At 36.9% G+C, this 20,119-nt stretch carries 18 protein-coding genes and 1 pseudogene; 14 read left to right on the top strand and 5 right to left on the bottom strand.

Translation table 11 applies throughout. From position 1 onward, the window contains the following. Positions 1–63: 63 nt before the first annotated feature. The 3 genes and pseudogenes from MHB48_RS15510 (at position 64) to MHB48_RS15500 (ending at position 2,205) form a co-directional block, all read left to right on the top strand. The gene (locus MHB48_RS15510) at positions 64–1,077 is read left to right on the top strand and encodes a serine hydrolase domain-containing protein (RefSeq protein WP_342598850.1); all 1,014 of its coding nucleotides are present in this window, start codon (positions 64–66) and stop codon (positions 1,075–1,077) included. 74 nt (positions 1,078–1,151) lie between these two features. Beyond that, a pseudogene (locus MHB48_RS15505) lies at positions 1,152–1,655 on the top strand (GNAT family N-acetyltransferase). Between the two features lie 19 nt (positions 1,656–1,674). Then, a complete protein-coding gene (locus tag MHB48_RS15500) occupies positions 1,675–2,205 on the top strand; it encodes a dihydrofolate reductase family protein (RefSeq protein ID WP_342598849.1) in 531 nt (176 codons plus the stop codon). A gap of 109 nt (positions 2,206–2,314) precedes the next feature. Here the strand turns inward: MHB48_RS15500 and MHB48_RS15495 are convergent, their stop codons facing one another. The 3 genes from MHB48_RS15495 to MHB48_RS15485 all read right to left on the bottom strand — a co-directional run bounded on the left by MHB48_RS15495 (position 2,315) and on the right by MHB48_RS15485 (position 5,473). Then, on the bottom strand, positions 2,315–2,854 hold the full coding sequence (locus tag MHB48_RS15495; protein WP_342598848.1) for an MFS transporter: 540 nt from the start codon (positions 2,852–2,854) through the stop codon (positions 2,315–2,317). Next, positions 2,851–4,311: an FAD-binding oxidoreductase gene (locus MHB48_RS15490; protein ID WP_342598847.1), complete on the bottom strand. Its 1,461-nt coding sequence runs from the start codon at positions 4,309–4,311 to the stop codon at positions 2,851–2,853. Before MHB48_RS15490 ends, MHB48_RS15495 begins: the two co-directional genes overlap by 4 nt. Before the next feature lie 385 nt (positions 4,312–4,696). Next, positions 4,697–5,473: an enoyl-CoA hydratase-related protein gene (locus MHB48_RS15485; RefSeq protein WP_342598846.1), complete on the bottom strand. Its 777-nt coding sequence runs from the start codon at positions 5,471–5,473 to the stop codon at positions 4,697–4,699. Between the two features lie 158 nt (positions 5,474–5,631). Between MHB48_RS15485 and MHB48_RS15480 the strand changes: the two genes are divergently transcribed. Together MHB48_RS15480 and MHB48_RS15475 are read left to right on the top strand one after the other, a co-directional pair. Continuing rightward, positions 5,632–6,861, top strand: coding sequence for an HDOD domain-containing protein (locus MHB48_RS15480; RefSeq protein WP_342598845.1), 1,230 nt, complete (start codon positions 5,632–5,634; stop codon positions 6,859–6,861). 957 nt (positions 6,862–7,818) lie between these two features. Continuing rightward, positions 7,819–8,184: a hypothetical protein gene (locus MHB48_RS15475; protein ID WP_342598844.1), complete on the top strand. Its 366-nt coding sequence runs from the start codon at positions 7,819–7,821 to the stop codon at positions 8,182–8,184. Here MHB48_RS15475 and MHB48_RS15470 read toward each other — a convergent pair. Further along, positions 8,181–8,729 carry a competence protein ComK gene (locus MHB48_RS15470; protein ID WP_342598843.1) on the bottom strand — a complete coding sequence of 183 codons (549 nt, stop codon included), beginning with the start codon at positions 8,727–8,729 and terminating at the stop codon, positions 8,181–8,183. The two genes, MHB48_RS15475 and MHB48_RS15470, sit on opposite strands and share 4 nt — an antisense overlap. A 180-nt stretch (positions 8,730–8,909) precedes the next feature. Between MHB48_RS15470 and MHB48_RS15465 the strand changes: the two genes are divergently transcribed. From MHB48_RS15465 to MHB48_RS15450, 4 genes are all read left to right on the top strand, one after another. Continuing rightward, positions 8,910–9,140, top strand: a complete 231-nt coding sequence (locus MHB48_RS15465) for an IDEAL domain-containing protein (protein WP_340922866.1) — start codon at positions 8,910–8,912, stop codon at positions 9,138–9,140. Between the two features lie 171 nt (positions 9,141–9,311). Further along, the gene (uvrB, locus tag MHB48_RS15460; RefSeq protein WP_342598842.1) at positions 9,312–11,294 is read left to right on the top strand and encodes an excinuclease ABC subunit UvrB; all 1,983 of its coding nucleotides are present in this window, start codon (positions 9,312–9,314) and stop codon (positions 11,292–11,294) included. A gap of 6 nt (positions 11,295–11,300) precedes the next feature. Then, a complete protein-coding gene (gene uvrA, locus MHB48_RS15455; RefSeq protein ID WP_342598841.1) occupies positions 11,301–14,189 on the top strand; it encodes an excinuclease ABC subunit UvrA in 2,889 nt (962 codons plus the stop codon). Between the two features lie 83 nt (positions 14,190–14,272). Further along, complete coding sequence (locus MHB48_RS15450) at positions 14,273–15,409, top strand: DUF4097 family beta strand repeat-containing protein (RefSeq protein WP_342598840.1); 1,137 nt, start codon at positions 14,273–14,275, stop codon at positions 15,407–15,409. A 36-nt stretch (positions 15,410–15,445) separates the two neighbouring features. On the opposite strand, the gene MHB48_RS15445 is transcribed toward MHB48_RS15450, so the two are convergent. After that, positions 15,446–15,985, bottom strand: a complete 540-nt coding sequence (locus MHB48_RS15445; RefSeq protein WP_342601401.1) for an N-acetylmuramoyl-L-alanine amidase — start codon at positions 15,983–15,985, stop codon at positions 15,446–15,448. Between the two features lie 131 nt (positions 15,986–16,116). On the opposite strand from MHB48_RS15445, the gene hprK reads away from it, so the two are divergent. Genes hprK through MHB48_RS15420 form a run of 5 tightly spaced genes read left to right on the top strand, consistent with a single transcriptional unit; the run spans position 16,117 to position 20,007 of the window. Next, entirely contained in the window at positions 16,117–17,052 is a 936-nt protein-coding gene (hprK, locus tag MHB48_RS15440) for an HPr(Ser) kinase/phosphatase (protein WP_340922856.1), read from the top strand. A gap of 24 nt (positions 17,053–17,076) precedes the next feature. Beyond that, a complete protein-coding gene (gene lgt / locus MHB48_RS15435) occupies positions 17,077–17,886 on the top strand; it encodes a prolipoprotein diacylglyceryl transferase (protein ID WP_342598839.1) in 810 nt (269 codons plus the stop codon). Positions 17,887–17,909: 23 nt separating this feature from the next. Continuing rightward, on the top strand, positions 17,910–18,848 hold the full coding sequence (locus tag MHB48_RS15430) for a nucleoside recognition domain-containing protein (protein WP_342598838.1): 939 nt from the start codon (positions 17,910–17,912) through the stop codon (positions 18,846–18,848). Then, complete coding sequence (gene ppaX / locus MHB48_RS15425) at positions 18,845–19,501, top strand: pyrophosphatase PpaX (RefSeq protein WP_342598837.1); 657 nt, start codon at positions 18,845–18,847, stop codon at positions 19,499–19,501. The genes MHB48_RS15430 and ppaX overlap by 4 nt, the downstream gene beginning before the upstream one ends. Continuing rightward, the gene (locus MHB48_RS15420) at positions 19,498–20,007 is read left to right on the top strand and encodes an acyltransferase (protein ID WP_340922850.1); all 510 of its coding nucleotides are present in this window, start codon (positions 19,498–19,500) and stop codon (positions 20,005–20,007) included. Before ppaX ends, MHB48_RS15420 begins: the two co-directional genes overlap by 4 nt. Positions 20,008–20,119 lie beyond the last annotated feature (112 nt).

Below are 20,119 nucleotides of genomic sequence, written 5' to 3'. Positions count from 1 at the left end.
GGCTAATAGATGTATGGCTATAAGAAACGGATGAATAAAATATTTTTGAATAGAGGTTATAGGATGTTTATTAATAAAAATTTAAACGATAAGTTCAACCCAGTTATATCTCATGTTCATAATACATACAGTACGGTCGACGGTTCAGGTGCAGCCATTGTTATTATAGAGAACGACCAAGTAGTTACAGAGAATTACTGGGGGAGCGGTTCAAAATCTCCGAACGCAAGAACTATTCAAGAAGATACACAATTTCATGTTGCTTCTGTGCGAAAGAGTTATATTGGATTTGCAGTTGCGTATGCTGTGCATCACGGATATATAGCGTCCATTGATGATCTAGTAACAAAATATCTACCTGAACTTGATTCTAACCTCTTAAATGGGTCGACTCTTAGGAATTTATTAACACATACGCATGGATTAAAGGAAAATGATGGAGATATTTCTCGCGAATTTGCTCCTGGACAAAGCTGGGCTTATCGTGGGATTAATATACATCTACTAACGCAAATTGTTAAAAATACAACAGGGAAAACGGTAAGTCAAATTTTATCTGAACAAGTATTTCAACCGTTAAACTTTACTGAGAGCGGCTGGTACGCGGAATCCAATGATAAACTCGCAGAGGTGATTCGAGAACCTGGTGAGCCAAATTGGCACCCTTTTAAAAGTACTGACGGTGATCAGATGAATATGTATGTGTCTGCAAGGGAATTGGCGTACTGGGGTTACATTCATTTAAAAGAGGGCTTTATAAATGAGCAGCAAATCGTGGATAAAGAAGTTTTAAAGTTGGCGACTACACTTCAAAGTCCTAAATTAATAGATGTTGATCTTCCACAAAATGGATTTCTATGGTTTGTAAAAGAGTTGCCTGCTAAAAAATCAGAAATAGGTGAACTAGTTCCGAAAGGATCCTATCAGATTCTAGGCTATACAGGAGTCGCGGTATTAGTTATACCTAAGCATAATGTAGTGGCAGTTCGAATGTTTAATAGTTTTGGTTCTCCTGGTGGATTTGATTATTTACCAGACATTAGATCCTTCGGGGATACTGTGATGAGATGTCTGTAAAACTTTTGAATGATTTCAAAGGGGAAGAATTGTAAGGAGGAGTGTAAGCCAAGGAAATAGAGAGGGGTCATATCATGATTATGATGGAAACGGAAAGGTTATTTTTGAGACAGTTCAAAGAAGATGATATTTTCACCTTGCATCCTATTTTTTCAGATGCTGAAACGATGAAATATTACCCAGCACCATTTAGCCTGGAACAAACGCAAAATTGGATTAAAATAAACCATCAAAGATACGATGAAGATGGTTTTGGATTATAGGGGATATGTCTGAAGGAAACGAAAGAATTAATAGGTGATTGCGGTCTTATTAAGCAAAAAGTAGATGATCGAGTGGAAGTTGAAATTGGCTACCATGTTAATAAAGAGTATTGGTCAAGGGGATTCGCATCTGAAGCTGCTAAAGGATGTAGGGATTATGGCTTTGATCAATTAGGTTTATTAAAATTAATAAGTATTATTGATCCCAACAATATGCCGTCAATTCGCGTGGCGGAGAAAATTGGTTTCAGAAAAGAAAAAGAATCATTCATTTTTAACAAAAATCATTCTATCTATTCAGGGTCTAAAGAATAAAAGCAAGTGGGGTGCTGGAATGGAGAACCAAAGAAAAATAATCTTATACATTGCAACAAGTTTAGACGGATACATAGCGACGGAGGATGACTCTTTAGAATGGCTATTTAAAACAGACGGTGAAGGAGACGCTGGATATTCTGAATTCTACGAAACTGTCGATACTATTCTGATGGGAAGAAGAACCTACGAATGGATAATAAATATGGAAGGTGAAAATTTTCCTTATAAAAATAAAGATTGTTATGTCTTCTCTAAAACGGTTAGTGGAGAGAATGAAAATGCTAAATTTGTACATGAAGATATAGTCAGTTTCGTAAATAAATTGAAAGAAGCTGAAGGGAAACATATTTGGATTGTTGGTGGAGGAGAGTTATTACACTTCTTTCTGAAAGAAAGATTAGTAGATGAATTTATCATTACGATAGCGCCGACTGCTATTGGCAAGGGCATCCCTTTGTTTAAAGAAGCAGAGTTTGAGTTTGAGTTGACACTAAAAGATATGAAGCGATTCAACCAGTTTGCCCAACTTCATTACGAGAGGATATAGGTGGGAAAGCATAAGTTCAACAATAGGTGAGGAAATGAATCAAGGGATTTTTAATGAATAGGACAATAAAACTCTTCCAACAGTTTGAACTTTGGAAGAGTTTCTTCATTTACTTCACTATTTCCAGCTTCATTATATAAAATCCGCTCCATGCAAAAACAATTGAAGCTAGATAAAAGATACTTCCAATGGTTAGAAAATCAATTAAATATCCCGTAGCAATAACTGCGATAGCTGCAGCAACCGATGTCCATACATGGTAACGGCCAATTTCTCTGCCCGCCGTTTCTTTTTGCACAGTGCGGGCTAGAACTGTTTTTTCCGAGTTTTTTTGAACTGCCCCTAATAAACCCATTCCAATTTGAAGGATATAAACATGCCAAATCTCAAAGGCAAGAGGAAAAATGAGTAAAATGAGTGCCATGCCCCACGAATAGATAACCAACAGAATTTTATCTCCTACTCTGTCGGCAAATTTGCCAATCAATGAATAGCTAAGGGCTGCTGTAAGAGCGAACAAACCATATGCCCACCCAAATTGCGAATAACTACTACCGACATTTTTTAACAGCAACACATAAAATGGGAAAATCATACTTGCTGCCATTCCTATAATACCTTGATAGATCATAAATCTTCTGTAATTCATTTGTGATACTCCTCATAGAAAAGATTTAAAAACCGTTTATCAGGATCATATTTTTCCTTCATTTGAAAGAATTCTTGTGCTCTAGGATATGCTACTTCTAATTGCTCTTCCGTAGGATAGTTATAGTAGGGGAGATAATAGCTTCCACCATGCGCTAAGGTTACATCAATCATTTTCCGAATGACTTCACCCGTTTCTTCAATACTTTTTTCACTAGTTCCTTGATTTATTAACATAACGAGCCCAAACATATCTTCTTTGGCATAAGACAGGACGGCTTCATCGTTTTTCTTCACATATCGAATAGTTATATTGAGCAGGCTAAAATCTTTTTCATCTTGGAGCGTTTCTCTTAAGCTATCGATATAGGGAGTGAACTGATCTACTGGCACAAAGTATTCCTGTAATACTTCTGTTTTGCTTGCACTGTCGAATTCCATAAAGGTCGATTCCGAACGCATCACGTTATTATTTCTTGAAATAAAAGTGCCATCAATTCTTTGATTGTATGCTTCTTGCGTTTTCCAAAACATATTTTTTCCCCAGTCATTTATTCGAGACAGACCGAGAAAAAGCTTTGGAATTGCAATGATTGATTCACGTTTGAGCGTAGTATAATTAGTTAAATGTGACTGATCGTCAGTCTTGTAATAATCGGTTACATACATTTCTGTTAGATAATTATCTGGGGCAACTGAAATTCTTGCTAGGTGCATTTTTACAGCATTATTTTGGAGGACATCTGTTGTAAAATAAGAACTGTATTTATCGTAAGCTAGAGATTTTGTTTGAATTTGATAGAGTTCGTCGTCCGTCAATTGCAAAGTTACATCAAGAATTACACCGAACAAACCGTAGCCACCAATGACCAGATGGAATAGTTCAGGATTTTCTTCTCGACTGACATGAATGATGTTCCCTTCTGCATCAAGCAATCTAAAAGATTCCACCGACTCTATTAATGAAGTATATTGAATGTCACGACCGTGTACATTTACACTTAATGAACCGCCAACTGTGAAAATGTTTTGAGATTGACTTACCTTTAACGCAAGTCCGTAGGGGTTAATATAAGATTGAATATCGGCCCAAGTGACACCGCTTTGTACAGTAATCAATTTTTTCTCTTCATCTAGTTTTAGTATTTTATTATAGCTTTTCATATCAAGTAAAATACCGTTTGGATAAAGTGTCTGTCCACCTTGACTATGCTGCATTCCTGCAATAGAAATGGAATCATCTCTTCTTGCTGCATCTAATATAATCTCTTTCATTTCCTCTTCATCATCGGTAGATTTTACAGTTTTCATTTTGACCGGTAATAGCCGTCCATGATCTTCTACAATTGTGTTAGATTGCTGAAACTGGAATAGCATGATAGAACCGAACAATAAGGTTATGTATACAATAATAGCAATGTAGCGAACCTGAAAGATTTCTCTCCCCTCCTTTAACATTTTGCTCTGTTAAATAGGCTGTTGTTTTTTAGAAGAATATATTTTTTGACGAAAATCCGCGAGACTCCTGCGGAAAAACGGGTTGCCAAGACCCCGGAGTGAGCTTTTAGGAACAAATCCTAAGTTCGCCACATCCATGTGACAACGGATTCGTGACCCACTTCCTGTTGCCCCGAGGAGGCTTGGCAGTTCGTCCGCGGAAAGCGAGCGGATTTTCGTCAATAACAACATGATCGTTTAATTGCGCCTAAATTTTGGATATATATAATATTTACATAACAGGTGAGTCGTGGAAAGTTAAGCCAGCCACTTCCTTCAACTTATTACTAACCTGGCTAGTAGTGTGGTAGAAATTCAGTCCAAAGCAGCAAAAGTGCTTTTCTTATTATTTCCCCTTAAATATCGGTTTTCTTTTTTCGCTGAATGCGTTTAAAGCTTCTACTCGATCCTCTGTGGGAATCGTCATTTCATAGGCTTTACGTTCGATAGCTAAACCTGTTTGTAAGTCCACATTCATACCATGCTTTACCGCAAATTTTGCTTGTTGAAGTGCTATCGGTCCATTGGCAAGCATGAGTGCAGCAAAGCTTTCTGTTTCAACTTTTAATCTATCACGAGTAGTTATTTTTGTTACTAAACCATAAGCTAATGCTTCGTCTGCTTTTAATCTTCTTGCAGTTAAGATGAGTTCAAGTGCTTTTGCTTCTCCAATAAGTCGAGGTAATCGCTGTGTACCTCCAGCTCCTGGAATTATGGCTAAACTAGTTTCTGTTAATCCCAGTTGAATATCATCTGCTGCAATACGGAAGTCACATGCAAGCGCAAGTTCTGTGCCACCTCCAAAAGCGTAGCCGTTTAACATTGCAATTGTTGGTTGTGGTAGGTTTTCAATGGTTGAAAATACTTCACCAATCTTATATATATTACGTTTTACTCGTTGTTCCGTTAATGTTTTTCTTTCTTTTAGGTCTGCACCAACGCTAAATGATTTATCCCCAGCTCCTGTAAAAATGACTACGCGAATATCTGGATTGATACGGATGGACTCTGCAATTTCTCCTAGTTCACGAAGCATATCATAGTTAAATGCATTTAATGCTTTTGGTCGGTTTAAAGTGACGTATGCAATATTCCCCTGTTGTTCGTAATGAATTGATTCCATTTATTACTCCCCCTTCAAATACAATCCTGTATACATACAAAACATATCATTTTATAAGTATTCTGTCATCTATGCGTCAAGCGGTAAAATATGTCGATTTTATTTTTTCAGTTTGGTATAATTATATTATTAGAAATTTAAGGATTCGAGGAATACAAGTGGACATTTTTGTTGCAAGACAACCGATTTTTACAAAAAATGAACATATTTTTGGATATGAATTATTATATAGAAATGGTCATGATAACACTTTTCCAACTGTAGATGGAGATGTCGCTACTTTAGATGTGCTGACCCATTCTTTTCTCACAATTGGTATTAATGAATTAGCTGGAGAAAAATTATGTTTTATTAATTTCACTGAAAATTTACTCGAAAAGGGAGTATTAAATAAATTATCCTCGGATCGAATTGTAGTAGAGATTCTGGAGAATATTACCATTACTCCGGTCATTCTTCAAAAGATTAGAGAAATAAAGTCTCTTGGTTATTTAATTGCTCTAGATGATTTTGTCCTTCAAAAGAATGTTTCTTTCTACAATGAATTGTTTAGTCTAGTGAAATTTATTAAAGTCGACTTTCTATTAAGCACATTAGCAGAACGACAAGCAATTGAACGAATCGTGAAAAAAAATTATCCACATATCGTGTTACTCGCAGAAAAAGTGGAGACGCGTGCACAGTTTTACGAAGCGAAAGCAGCTGGTTATGAGCTTTTTCAAGGTTATTTTTTTGCCAAGCCTGAAATTATTAAAGGAACGGAAATACCAACGAATATGGCGCAATATTTTCGGATTATTAGTTTACTGCGAGATAAAAAAGCCTCGATTGAGGAAATCTCGGATGAGATAGAGCGAGACGTTTCTCTTTCCTTTAAGGTGTTAAAGATGATTAACTCCCCTGCAGTTCGGACAAATTCAAAGGTTCGATCGATAAAGCAAGGAGTACTAATGCTGGGGTTAGAGGATTTGAACCATTGGCTGTATGTATTATTGCTACGTGAATCGAAAGCAAGTCAATCTGGTGATGGGATGGCCCTTATTGAAGCATCTCTATTTCGAGCGAAATTTTGTGAGCTGCTCGCAAGAAGGAAGTTTTTACCCAATGCTTCTGAATATTTCTTAATTGGAATGTTCTCTTTAATTGATACATTATTGCATCGATCAATGAGTCAATTAGTAGTAGAATTACCACTTACAGATGAAGTAGCAGAGACGCTTTTGGGTAATACTACGGAAATGACACTTTTTCTAGAGCTGGCCATTGCATGTGATGAGGTTCGTTGGGATGACATGATTGAGGGAGCAAATGCTATTGGAATTGACCATGCCAGTTTAAATGACTTCTACATTAAAGCTCGTCGTTGGGCAACGGAGATTATAAATTAAGTAGTAACTGCCATCCTAAAATAGATGGTAGTTTTTTTGTTAAAAGATAAGAAAGTGAATCGATTTCATAATTCCGAATTACATGAGGAAATACGAACAATACTAAAGGAAACGAAAGAAATTTATTTTACACAGAATAAAGTATAATTGATTTCCGCTATAGGCGGACGCTTTCCACGGGGTGAGCGATAAGCCATCACCACAGCTCACGCGTCGTTTGTGATGTCTTATCTGTCTCACTCATCCCGCTGGAGTCGCCGCCTGCCGCTTCAATCAACGAAGTGTGATAAATGTTCGCATTTTAAAGAAAAAGTACTATTTATGAAATTAACTCAAGTATTTGAAATTAGACTTCCACGAACCCAGTATTCATGGTGTTTTAAATGAAATAAGAACTCCAATACATTACCTGCAAAGCAGAGTTAATAATTTGGTAGCAAGAACTATCTTGATAAAGTGGTTGCTCCATCCAATAAATAGTAAAAGTAGTGGATATCTCTAAGGAATTGTTTATAAGGCAAGGACCACCACGAAGACTCCTGTGGGAACAGCTTGAGCAGAAGACCCCGCAGGAACGCAGTGACGAGGAGGCTGAAGCCGAGCCCACGGAAAGCGAAGTGGTGGTCCTTGCCGAATTTAGTATACAACCCTGTACACCCAAAAGTGAGTTTGTCTACAGTCGGAGAGGAGGATCGTGTCTAGCGTCACGATCCTCCTCTCCTTAAAATCTCTCGGTAATGGTGTAGCTAAAGTTCATTCCAAAGCAATGCGGAAACGTCTGCAAACAGGTATTGCACTTAAAGGGCACTTGCGCCTTTCATATTTTCCATATTGAATGTAGCAGGGTTATATGTTTCTACAATTGCTACCAAAAGATGTTATATCTAAATTGTTGCATTTTCCTCTAAAAGTTGTACAATAAAACGAGAACAAATGTTCTTTTTAGGAGGATGAAAAATGCCACTAATACCAGATGAGGCTATCCCATATTTTGAAAACATGATTTATCTCCCAATGGTATTTACTATTTTAGAGAAGGATCGGAAGATTTTTGAGCAAGGACCTTTTAAATTGAAACGCCCATATATAGCAATGGTGGAAGAAGCCGCAAAGCAAGTACAAAAAGAATTAAAAGAGACGCATATCTATATGAAGCGATATAGCATGAAAGTTCTTCGCGGAGAAGGAGATGACATGTTCACAGAATATGTGTTTTTCCATGGAGGCTATGAAGAACATCGTCGTTACTTAAATGTCCGACTCCGCAACCGTGTGGAAGAACTACTTACAATGTATTTAGCAATTGTAGAGAAATTACATTAATGCAGTAAATTTTTATTTTTTTGGGGAAGTGAGTTTCTTGTTGTAATAAATCCAGTATTCAACAGATGGCTCATACGTTTAAGGAAATGCATATTTAAAATATTTGCAAATGCAACTTGGCGGCTAATTGTATTGGAAGAAGAAGTAACTTGGATCTTTTGTCCATTTGTTAATACAATGGAACAACCATCATCAGAAGGAACAAATGATTCAATAGCTCTAAAGGAAAACCATACGTTTAGGTCCGATTTTGGGGAAAGAATAGGAATAAGAATACATGGGTTTCCATAGTCATGAGCAATAACAATAGGAAGTTTAAGATAGTTTCCAATTACCTCTCTCGATAGCCTAACAGACTGTGGAAATGAAGAACCGTAAAACGAACAAGAGTGACGAACAATATCGTATGGCTTTCTGCCTATCACTAGTGATTCACCAGAAAAATTTACAACCTTTGTGAAAACTTTGTTATTGATGACAATCGGTTGAAGTACAGCAGTTTCAAAAGAAACAAGGAAGGGTTGATCTTCTGTTTTTTTAGACATAATACTCACTCCTCAATAGTAAAATATACATTAATTATAGTTAAATATGGTAAAAATACAAGTCTAAATAACGAATATTCGGAATTCCGACCATTAACTATAAAATCAAAATTTTCTCAAAATGATTGCAAGTTACCTGGAGCTTTTATATAATGAAAAAAAGGCATCGGGGTGATGGAGATGGACAAACAATATTCATATGCAGATTTTATGAAAGCAATGGGTAAACCTAGAAAAGAAAGCTCTGCCGAAAAATTGTTGAACGAAATATATTTAGATATGTTTTTGAACATTGTCCACCGGGAACAAAGTAGTTATCGATTATTGGAGTTAATAGATGAAGCACTTGATCGAAAAGATAAAGATGCATTTGAGCAGTATACGAATGCATTGCACCAATTAAATAATTGAAAAGCCGCTTATGCAGAGCGGCTTTTTTTTTGTGGATTTAGAATTTATCATGTAAAAATGGTGCTTTACTATTTGTTTATTTCTACTCTTAAAAAACGTATGTTCGTTTTATTCGTTTTCAAAAAGAGAGTATGTTAAACTAAAAATATTCAAATAATGGGAGGCAAACATATGGAACAAATTTTTGATTTGCAAGCTCCGTATGAGCCAGCAGGGGATCAAATAGAAGCAATTAAGGAATTAGTAAAAGGGGTGAAAGAAGGAAAAAAACATCAAACATTACTTGGTGCGACTGGTACAGGTAAAACATTTACAATTTCAAATGTCATCCAACAAATAAATAAACCGACTCTTGTAATGGCACATAATAAAACACTTGCAGGACAATTGTATAGTGAGTTTAAGGAGTTCTTTCCTAATAATGCCGTAGAGTATTTCGTTAGTTATTATGATTATTTTCAACCAGAGGCGTATGTGCCACAAACAGATACGTATATAGAAAAAGATTCAAGTGTCAATGAAGAAATAGATAAGCTACGACATTCCGCAACATCTTCATTATTTGAAAGAAAAGATGTCATCATTATCGCATCCGTATCATGTATATATGGCCTTGGAAATCCAGAAGAATATCGAGATATGGTCGTGTCACTTCGAACTGGAATGGAAATTGAACGAAATCAGTTATTGCGTAAACTTGTCGACATTCAGTACGAACGCAATGATATTAATTTCACACGAGGCGCCTTTCGCGTTCGAGGGGATGTTGTGGAAATTTTCCCTGCATCGCGGGATGAGAAATGTCTTCGAGTAGAATTTTTTGGAGATGAAATTGATCGCATTCGAGAAGTAGATGCGCTCACAGGAGAAATATTAGCGGAACGTGAACATGTAGCAATATTCCCTGCATCTCACTTCGTAACACGCGAAGAAAAAATGAAAATCGCCATTGAGAACATAGAAAAAGAACTAGAGGAACAACTAAAAATTATGCGCAGTGAAGATAAATTACTAGAAGCGCAAAGACTAGAACAACGTACTCGTTATGATTTAGAAATGATGCAAGAGATGGGCTTTTGTTCAGGAATCGAAAACTATTCTCGTCATATGACACTCCGTGAAGCAGGGGCAACTCCCTATACTTTGCTTGACTATTTTCCGAAGGACTTTTTATTAGTAGTTGATGAAAGTCACGTTTCATTACCTCAGGTAAGAGGAATGTTTAATGGTGACCAAGCTAGAAAATCCGTTCTGGTGAATCATGGCTTCCGGTTACCATCAGCATTAGATAACAGACCACTTACATTCAGTGAATTTGAAGAGCATGTTCATCAAGCTGTGTTTGTCTCGGCAACTCCAGGACCATATGAGCTAGAACATACGCCAGTAATGGTGGAACAAATTATTCGTCCAACAGGACTACTGGATCCAGTCATTACATTGAAGCCGATTGAAGGACAAATTGATGATTTAATCAATGAAATACACGAACGGGCAGCTAAAGATGAGCGTGTACTTATTACGACATTGACGAAGAAAATGTCGGAAGATTTGACGGATTATTTAAAAGAAATCGGGATTAAAGTGCAGTATTTACATTCTGAAATAAAAACGTTAGAACGGATTGAGATCTTAAGAGAGCTTCGATTAGGGACATATGATGTTCTCATTGGGATTAATTTGTTGAGAGAAGGACTAGATTTGCCGGAAGTCTCTCTTGTAGCCATTTTAGATGCAGATAAAGAAGGATTCTTACGTTCAGAGCGTTCACTAATTCAAACAATTGGTCGTGCAGCTAGAAACTCGAACGGCGAAGTAATTATGTATGCAAATAAAATAACTGATTCTATGCGTAAAGCAATCGATGAAACGAAGCGTCGTCGTTCAATTCAAATGGAATACAACGAAAAGCATGGAATTACACCGAAAACAATTGAAAAGAAAATTCGAGAGGTTATTCGTGCATCACAAGTGGCGGAAGAAGAAGCGAGTTATGCACAGCAGTTAACGAGTGGAAAAACCTTAACAAAAGAAGAAAAAGGTGCACTATTAGTAAATCTTGAAAAAGAGATGAAAGATGCTGCAAAAGCACTTAATTTTGAACGTGCTGCGGAATTACGTGATGCGATTTTGGAATTGAAGCTGGAAGGATGAGAATTGTTGAAAAACCAAGAGATTATTATTCAAGGTGCTCGTGCACATAATTTAAAAGATATAAGTTTAAAAATACCAAGAGATAAGCTTGTTGTAATGACGGGCTTATCTGGTTCCGGAAAGTCTTCCTTAGCATTCGATACTATATATGCCGAGGGCCAACGCAGATACGTAGAATCATTGTCGGCATATGCAAGACAATTTTTAGGTCAAATGGATAAACCAGATGTGGATGTTATAGAGGGTCTTTCTCCAGCTATTTCAATTGATCAAAAAACGACAAGTAAAAATCCTCGTTCTACTGTAGCGACGGTAACTGAAATTTATGATTATTTACGCTTACTCTATGCGCGTGTGGGGAAACCAATTTGTCCTAAGCATGGGACGGAAATATCGTCTCAAACCATTGAGCAAATGGTAGACCTTTTGAGCGAATATCCTGAAAGAACCAAAATGCAAGTTCTTGCTCCAGTTGTATCGGGACGAAAAGGAACACATGTGAAGTTGCTCGAAGATATGAAAAAACAAGGCTTTGTACGCGTTCGAGTAGACGGAGAGTTAATTGATTTAGATGATGATATTAATGTAGATAAAAATAAAAAACACAATATTGAAGTGGTCATAGACCGAATTGTGATGAAAGAAGGAATTGCTGCAAGGTTGAGTGATTCCATTGAATCTGCATTACGCCTTGCAGACGGACGCGTTTTAATTGATGTGATGGAGCATGAAGAAATTCTATTTAGTGAACATCATGCCTGTCCGATATGCGGATTTTCTATTGGAGAGTTAGAGCCTAGAATGTTTTCTTTTAACAGTCCATTTGGTGCATGTACCGATTGTGATGGACTTGGAACAAAGCTAGAAGTAGATCCAGAACTAGTTGTGCCGGATAAAAGCTTAACCCTTGCGGAGGGAGCAATTGTTGCTTGGCAGCCGACAAGCTCACAATATTACCCGAAATTATTAGAAGCTGTCTGCAAGCATTACAAAATAAAAATGAATGTTCCAGTAGAAAAATTGCCAATAGATCAGTGGAACAAAATTATGTATGGATCAGGTAAGGAAAATATCCGTTTTCGTTATGAAAATGAGTTTGGACAAGTTCGAGATAATTTAATTCAATTTGAAGGCGTATTTTCCAATATTGAGCGTCGTTACAAAGATACTTCTTCTGACTACATTCGTGAGCAGATGGAAAAATATATGGCTCAGCATGATTGCCCAAGTTGTAAAGGCTATCGTTTAAAGGAAGAAACATTGGCGGTAAAAGTAGATTCCTTGCATATAGGTCAAGTAACGCAGTTTTCCATTGAAGAGGCAAATAGATTTTTCGACCAGCTATCGCTATCTGAAAAAGATATGCAAATTGCTCGATTAGTACTAAGAGAAATAAACGAGCGACTTGGTTTCCTAGAAAATGTTGGTCTTAATTACTTAACATTAAACCGTGCATCAGGTACGCTATCAGGCGGAGAAGCACAGCGAATCCGATTAGCAACACAAATAGGGTCAAGACTTTCAGGTGTGTTATATATTTTAGATGAGCCTTCCATTGGATTGCATCAGCGAGATAATGATCTCTTAATCGAAACACTTAAAAATATGCGCGATATTGGTAACTCACTAATTGTAGTCGAGCATGATGAAGATACAATGATGGCTGCTGATTACTTAATCGATGTAGGACCTGGAGCTGGAATTCATGGTGGAGAAATTGTTGCAGCAGGTACACCTGAACAAGTAATGAAAAACAAAAAATCCCTCACTGGTCAGTACTTAAGTGGGGAAAAATTTATCCCTCTTCCAATGGAAAGAAGAAAGTCAGATGGTCGTTATATTAAAATTAAAGGTGCATCTGAAAATAACTTAAAAAATGTAAGTGTGGACATTCCATTAGGAGTATTTACGGCAGTAACTGGAGTATCTGGTTCTGGAAAGAGTACATTGGTGAATGAAATTCTATATAAATCACTTGCCCAAAAATTGAATCGCGCAAAGGTGAAACCGGGAGCTAATAAAGGGATTGAAGGAATCGAAGTACTAGAGAAAGTAATTGATATTGACCAGGCTCCAATCGGACGTACGCCTAGATCGAATCCTGCTACGTATACAGGACTGTTTGATGATATTCGAGATCTTTTTGCGACGACAAATGAAGCAAAAGTAAGAGGATATAAAAAAGGTAGATTTAGTTTTAATGTAAAAGGTGGTCGCTGCGAAGCTTGTCGTGGGGATGGCATCATTAAAATAGAAATGCACTTCTTACCAGATGTGTATGTACCTTGTGAAGTATGCCATGGCAAACGATACAATCGTGAAACATTGGAAGTACATTACAAAGGCAAAAACATTGCGGATGTATTAAAAATGACAATAGAAGACGGACTTGTATTTTTTGAGAATCATCCGAAAATTAGTAGAAAGATACAAACGCTTTTCGATGTAGGCTTAGGCTATATGGAACTAGGACAACCAGCCACGACTCTTTCAGGAGGAGAGGCTCAGCGTGTAAAGCTAGCCTCCGAACTGCATAAACGCTCCAACGGAAAATCATTTTATATTTTAGATGAGCCAACGACGGGGTTACATGTCGATGATATCGCCCGTTTACTTGTAGTACTGCAGCGTTTAGTGGAAAGCGGAGATACTGTACTTGTGATTGAACATAATCTAGATGTCATTAAGACAGCGGATTACTTAATTGACCTAGGACCAGAAGGTGGAGATAAGGGTGGAACCATTTTGGTAGTTGGAACACCCGAAGATATAGCAGCAAGTAAAGATTCGTATACAGGTAGATATTTAAAGAAGATACTAGAGCGCGATCGAAAAAGAATGGCTGAAGTCATTACCAAAGCATCTAATAAGAAAAAGAACACCGTTACAACGTAAATGAAACTTTTTGGAAATTTTATCGTATAAGTTAGCGTAAGCAAATTGCATCATACTTTAAACTTATGAGGAGGATTTTCACTATGCAAGAAGAACGTAAACGTATTTTAGATATGGTTGAAAATGGCACGATTACTGCACAAGAAGGATTAGCACTTTTAGAAGCACTTGGCAAACAATCAATACCAGTCACTCCACAAGTAAATGAAGAACTAAAACAGGAACAAACAACAAATGGACAATCAAAATCACAGAACAAACAACAAAATGCCGATTTTATAGAAGATTTAAAACGTGATTTTACTGTAATGGGTGAGCGTTTTATGCACTTTATGCAAGGAACTGTAGATAAGATGAAAGATTTTGATTTTGAAATGCCATTTGGAGAGCCTGTTATATTTGAAGAAAAGCTTGTAAAAGAGAATATAGACTTTGATGACATTTCGATTAATATTGCGAATGGGAAAATCGAGATCCACTCTTCCGATGAACCGTATACACATGCAACAGTAAAAGTAAAATCGTTCAAAAATTCTTCAGAAGAAGAAGCAAAAGCTCGTTTTGCAAATGAATTTATCTTTACTACTGAAGGAAATAAATTGCGTGTGTACAGTGATATGAAAACAGTTTCTGTGCAAGTTGCATTATATGTTCCGAAGAAAGCCTACAACCATATTTCTGCTCGTTTGTTTAATGGAGAGTTTCTTGCAAAAAACTTGGAAGTAAACTCATTTAAAGTAAAAACGACAAACGGTAAAGTAGAGTTGGATGAATTAACATTTCATAGAGCGGATATTGAGACTGTAAATGGATCGGTTCAGGTTCAACGTGTTAATGGAGATTCTATCGAAGTAGACACGGTGAATGGTCGAATCTATGTTGATGGAAAATTGAAAGAAGTGGAAGGTTCATCTGTTAGTGGACATGTCATTTTAACGACAAAAGACAAGGATGCACGTAAAATAGAAGGAACTGCAGTTGCGGGAACCGTCGAATTATATGTACCGAAAGACGTGTCTTTAAAAGGGAAAGCGACTACACAATTTGGAAGAATAGATGTGCAGCTTTCTGATGTAACACATTTGAATCAAACAGAGCAGTTATTAAATAAAAAAGTAGGATTTACTAAAATAGTTGATTCCGAGGCAGAGCCGTTAAGGGTTTATGGAGAAGCTAAAACCGGAGCAGTTCTTGTACGATACACAGTAGAAGGCGAATAAAGTTAGAGAAGCTGATGGAAGCGCTAAACGATTCCATCAGCTTTTATTTTTCCAGCAAAGAATAGCAAAGGTAATTGCTTTAGCACAGAGGAGTCGGTATTGTTCGGTTTGCAACAATGCTGCTTCTTCTTTATTTGTCATGAAACCACATTCTACTAGTACTGAAGGCATTTTCGTATCTCGGACGACGGCAAAATCTGCTTGCTTAATTCCTCTATCCTTACGATTTAATAGGGAGCATAAGGATTCTTGAATAAGTTTAGCAAGTATTTTAGATTGGTCCAAAGCCTTTGTATACGTAAAAGTCTCAATGCCACTTACTTCATTCCAAGTTGTACCATAAGCATTTGCATGGATGGAGACAAATACTTGTACCCCCAGTTTATTTGCAAGTGCAGTCCTCTCGCTTAGGGGGATGTCAGACTCTCCTTGATGGCTTAAAATTACTACCACCCCACATCCCTCTAGTTCCTTCTTTATTAATCGTGTTACAGCTTGATTAAATTCAAACTCTTTCATCCTCCCATCCATTGTTTGCTTGCCGGGTGTTTCTGGTCCATGTCCTGCATCAAGCATGATTTTCAATAGGCTTGGCCCCCTTTCTATTAATAAATAGAAGTAGAAAAGTTAAAAGGATACTAATAATTTAAATAATCATGCTAAAATAGTAACTATGTGTAGCTAGAGCATGAAAGGAGTTTGGAAATATGCCTCATGTGACAACAAAGGATATAAAAGAGAAGTTCAATCTTTCATTAGTGAGTGGCAAAGAAGGAATTGGACGCCATATTGCAATTAGCGATATTTCTAGACCAGGGATTGAAATAGCAGGTTATTTCATGCATTACCCTTCCAACCGAATACAACTTTTGGGTAAAACAGAGATTTCCTTTTTTGATTTATTAAAGCCAAAAGAAAAAAGTGAACGAATGACAAAGCTTTGTGCACAAGATACTCCCGTTATTATCGTTGCACATGGAATGGAAGTACCAGAAGAACTAATTATTGCTTCGAATGAAAAATCCGTTCCTGTATTAACGACCAGTATGCCAACTACTAGATTTTCCAGTATGCTGACAAACTTCTTAGAAAGTAAACTTGCTCCCACGACCGCCGTTCATGGTGTGCTGGTAGATATATATGGAGTAGGGATACTGATCACTGGTAAAAGTGGGGTAGGGAAAAGTGAAACTGCACTAGAATTAGTAAAAAGAGGTCATCGTTTAGTAGCGGATGACTGTGTAGAGATTAGACAAGAAGGCGAAGAGACATTAGTTGGAAGTGCACCGAAACTAATCGAACATTTGTTGGAAATTCGTGGTTTAGGCATCATTGATATTATGACGCTATTTGGTGCAAGTGCAATCCGAAGTTATAAGCGAATTACACTCGTTATTGAATTGGAAATATGGGACGAGAAAAAGACCTATGATCGACTAGGTCTGGAAGAAGAAAAAATGGAAATTATTAATACGGCCATTACAAAGTTAACAGTTCCAGTACGTCCAGGGCGAAATTTAGCCGTAATTATTGAAGTTGCAGCAATGAATCATCGCTTAAAACGAATGGGTGTGAATGCTGCGGAAGACTTTGCAAAGCGTTTAGATGATGTTATAAGTCAAAATGAAGAAATGAATTATTAATTAATTTGCTGAAGGGAGATTTATATGAATATATTACAAGTAATTGATCCAGTAGCTTTTTCACTTGGACCGATCGAAGTCCGATGGTATGGGGTAATTATTGCATTCGGAATTATCTTAGCGTTTCTTGTGGCACAACGTGAGATGGTGAAAAGAGGTTTTCATGAAGAATATTTAACAGATCTACTAATTTGGGCAGTTCCAATCGCCATAATTAGTGCACGCATATATTATGTTATCTTTAAATGGGATTTTTACAGTCAATACCCTGAGAAAATCATCGAAATTTGGAATGGTGGAATTGCGATTCACGGAGCGTTAATTGGTTCCTTTTTAACTGCCTATTTCTTTACAAAAAAAAGAGGTACTTCTTTTTGGAAGTTGACAGATATTGTGGCCCCAAGTATTTTAATCGGACAAATGATTGGACGCTGGGGGAACTTCATAAACCAAGAGGCACATGGTGGAGAAGTAACTAGAACGTTTTTAGAAAACTTAATGCTTCCAAATTGGATTATCGAACAGATGTATATCGATGGGAAATATTATCATCCGACATTTTTATACGAATCCATATGGAACTTAATTGGTGTTATTATCTTAATCCTTCTTCGTAAAGTTAATTTACGTCGCGGGGAAATGTTCCTATTTTATTTAACTTGGTATTCTGTAGGGCGATTCTTCATAGAAGGAATGCGTACAGATAGTTTGTATTTAATAGGAGAACTTCGAACTGCACAAGTTGTATCCATAGTCACTGTGGTGATTTCCATTATTCTATTTATATATAGAAGAAAGACTATTAAACCAGTGGTACGATATCAAGATAAGTAAGTAAGATGGAGATGGGGATGGGCATGGGAACATTAAAAAGAGGGTTATTAGCTGGTTTAAAGACAACTTGGACATTAAGTAAAGTAATTTTTCCAATCACTTTAATAGTAGTAATATTGCAGTATACTCCTGTTCTACCGTGGATTATCAATCTCATATCCCCCTTTATGGGCTTACTTGGTCTTAGTGGAGAGGCTGCTATTCCGTTGGTTTTAGGAAATGCACTAAATTTATATGCCGGGATTGCAGGAATACTTTCGCTAGAATTAACGGTAAAAGAAGTGTTCATATTAGCTACGATGTTATCTTTTTCACATAATATTTTTATCGAGACAGGAGTTGCACTTCGTGTTGGAGTGAAGCTTTGGATTGTGCTAGTAGTCCGTTTTGGATTGGCTATCTTATCAGCTATCATTATTAATCTTGTCTGGCAAGGTGGTGGAGAGACTGCTAAGTACGGAGTAGTAAGTGTTTCACAACAAGTACCAGATGGCTGGGGAGAAATAATTTTACTCGGACTGCAAAAAGCGACGTTTGGTGTTTTACAGTTGGCACTTATTGTTATTCCTTTAATGGTAATCTTCCAGCTATTAAAAGATCGAAATTACTTGCAGAAGTTTTCCGAAAAGCTTGCACCTTTTACGAAAGTAATTGGTATACAACCAAATGCTTCCCCTACGCTTGTAGCTGGACTAGTCATTGGCCTTGCATATGGTGCTGGGATCATGATTCAAGCGGTACAAGAGGATGGTGTAAGTAAAAAGGATGCAACGCTTGTATTTATCTTCCTAGTTGCTTGTCACGCAGTAGTGGAAGACACATTAATTTTTGTTCCCTTAGGAATCCCGATATTGCCTTTGTTATTAATAAGATTAATAACAGCATTTGTTTTGACGATAATTGTCGCCTATATATGGCGAAAATCGGAGCAAAGAAAACATGAGGAAGTGGTAACATCATGAAGAAAAATGCATATACAGCATTATTATTTGATTTAGATGGAACTTTATTAGATACAAATGAGCTAATCATCGAATCTTTTTTACATGTTTTAGGAGAAAGATTTCCTGGGAAATATGATAGAGACGCGGTTATACCTTTTCTTGGTCCATCTTTACATGAAACGTTTGATGCAATTGATCCTTCCTTAACGGAATCACTAATAGCATCTTATCGTGCTTGGAACATTGAACAGCACGATGGAATGGTAACACCTTTTGACGGGGTTGTCGAAACATTACACAAACTAAAAGAACAAGGATATAAGTTAGCAGTCGTATCGACAAAAAGAAGAGGTATGATTGAGAGAGGTCTTCGGCTGATGAAATGTGAGACTTTATTTGACACAATTATTGGATTTGATGATGTTAAGCATACAAAACCAAATCCTGAGCCAATAGAACTTGCGCTAAATAGATTGAAAGTCGATAAAGAGAACGCACTGATGATTGGAGACAATTTTCATGATATCGTTGGTGGGCAAAGAGCAGGGGTAGATACTGCTGCTGTTGCCTGGTCAATCAAAGGAGAAGCATTTTTAGCAACCTATGAGCCTACATATATGATTCATCATATTAGTGAACTTCTATATATTGCAAGAGGTCAGCAAGTATGAGGCGAACAGAAAGGTACCCTGTGAGCGGAGCAAATTCGTTGTGGCATGTGTTTGATACAGTCCCTTTTTGGAAGGTAGTCAAAAACTTTATCTTCATTCAAGCAGCGAGATACTCCCCTTTTTTAAGCTGGAAAAACTTTTTTTATCGTTCATTTCTAAAGATGGAAGTAGGAAAAGAAACATCATTTGCGTTAATGGTGATGGTGGATGTGATGTTTCCGGAGCGTATTAAAGTAGGTGACAACTCCATTATTGGATATAATACTACGATATTAGCGCATGAATATTTAATAGATGAGTATCGAATAGGTGATGTCATAATTGGTGATCGAGTATTAATCGGCGCAAATACTACCATACTACCAGGAGTGTCAATTGGTAATGATGCAATTGTTTCTGCTGCCACACTTGTGAATGCGGACGTTCCAGAAGGCTGTTTTGTTGGAGGAAATCCAATGCGTATTATTTATACGAAAGAACAAATGATCGAACGAAATAATAAATAACAACAAATGAAAGCTATTCTTCTTAGAAAAACAGACTAAGGAAGAATAGCTTTTTGCTTTGGCTCTGATTAATTAAGCAGTTGAGTTAATTTCATAAATAGTACTTTGTCAT

The sequence above is a fragment of the Psychrobacillus sp. FSL H8-0483 genome, from assembly GCF_038637725.1.
In the GTDB taxonomy this organism is placed as follows: domain Bacteria; phylum Bacillota; class Bacilli; order Bacillales_A; family Planococcaceae; genus Psychrobacillus.
This window is presented reverse-complemented; position numbering and strand designations above follow the sequence as displayed.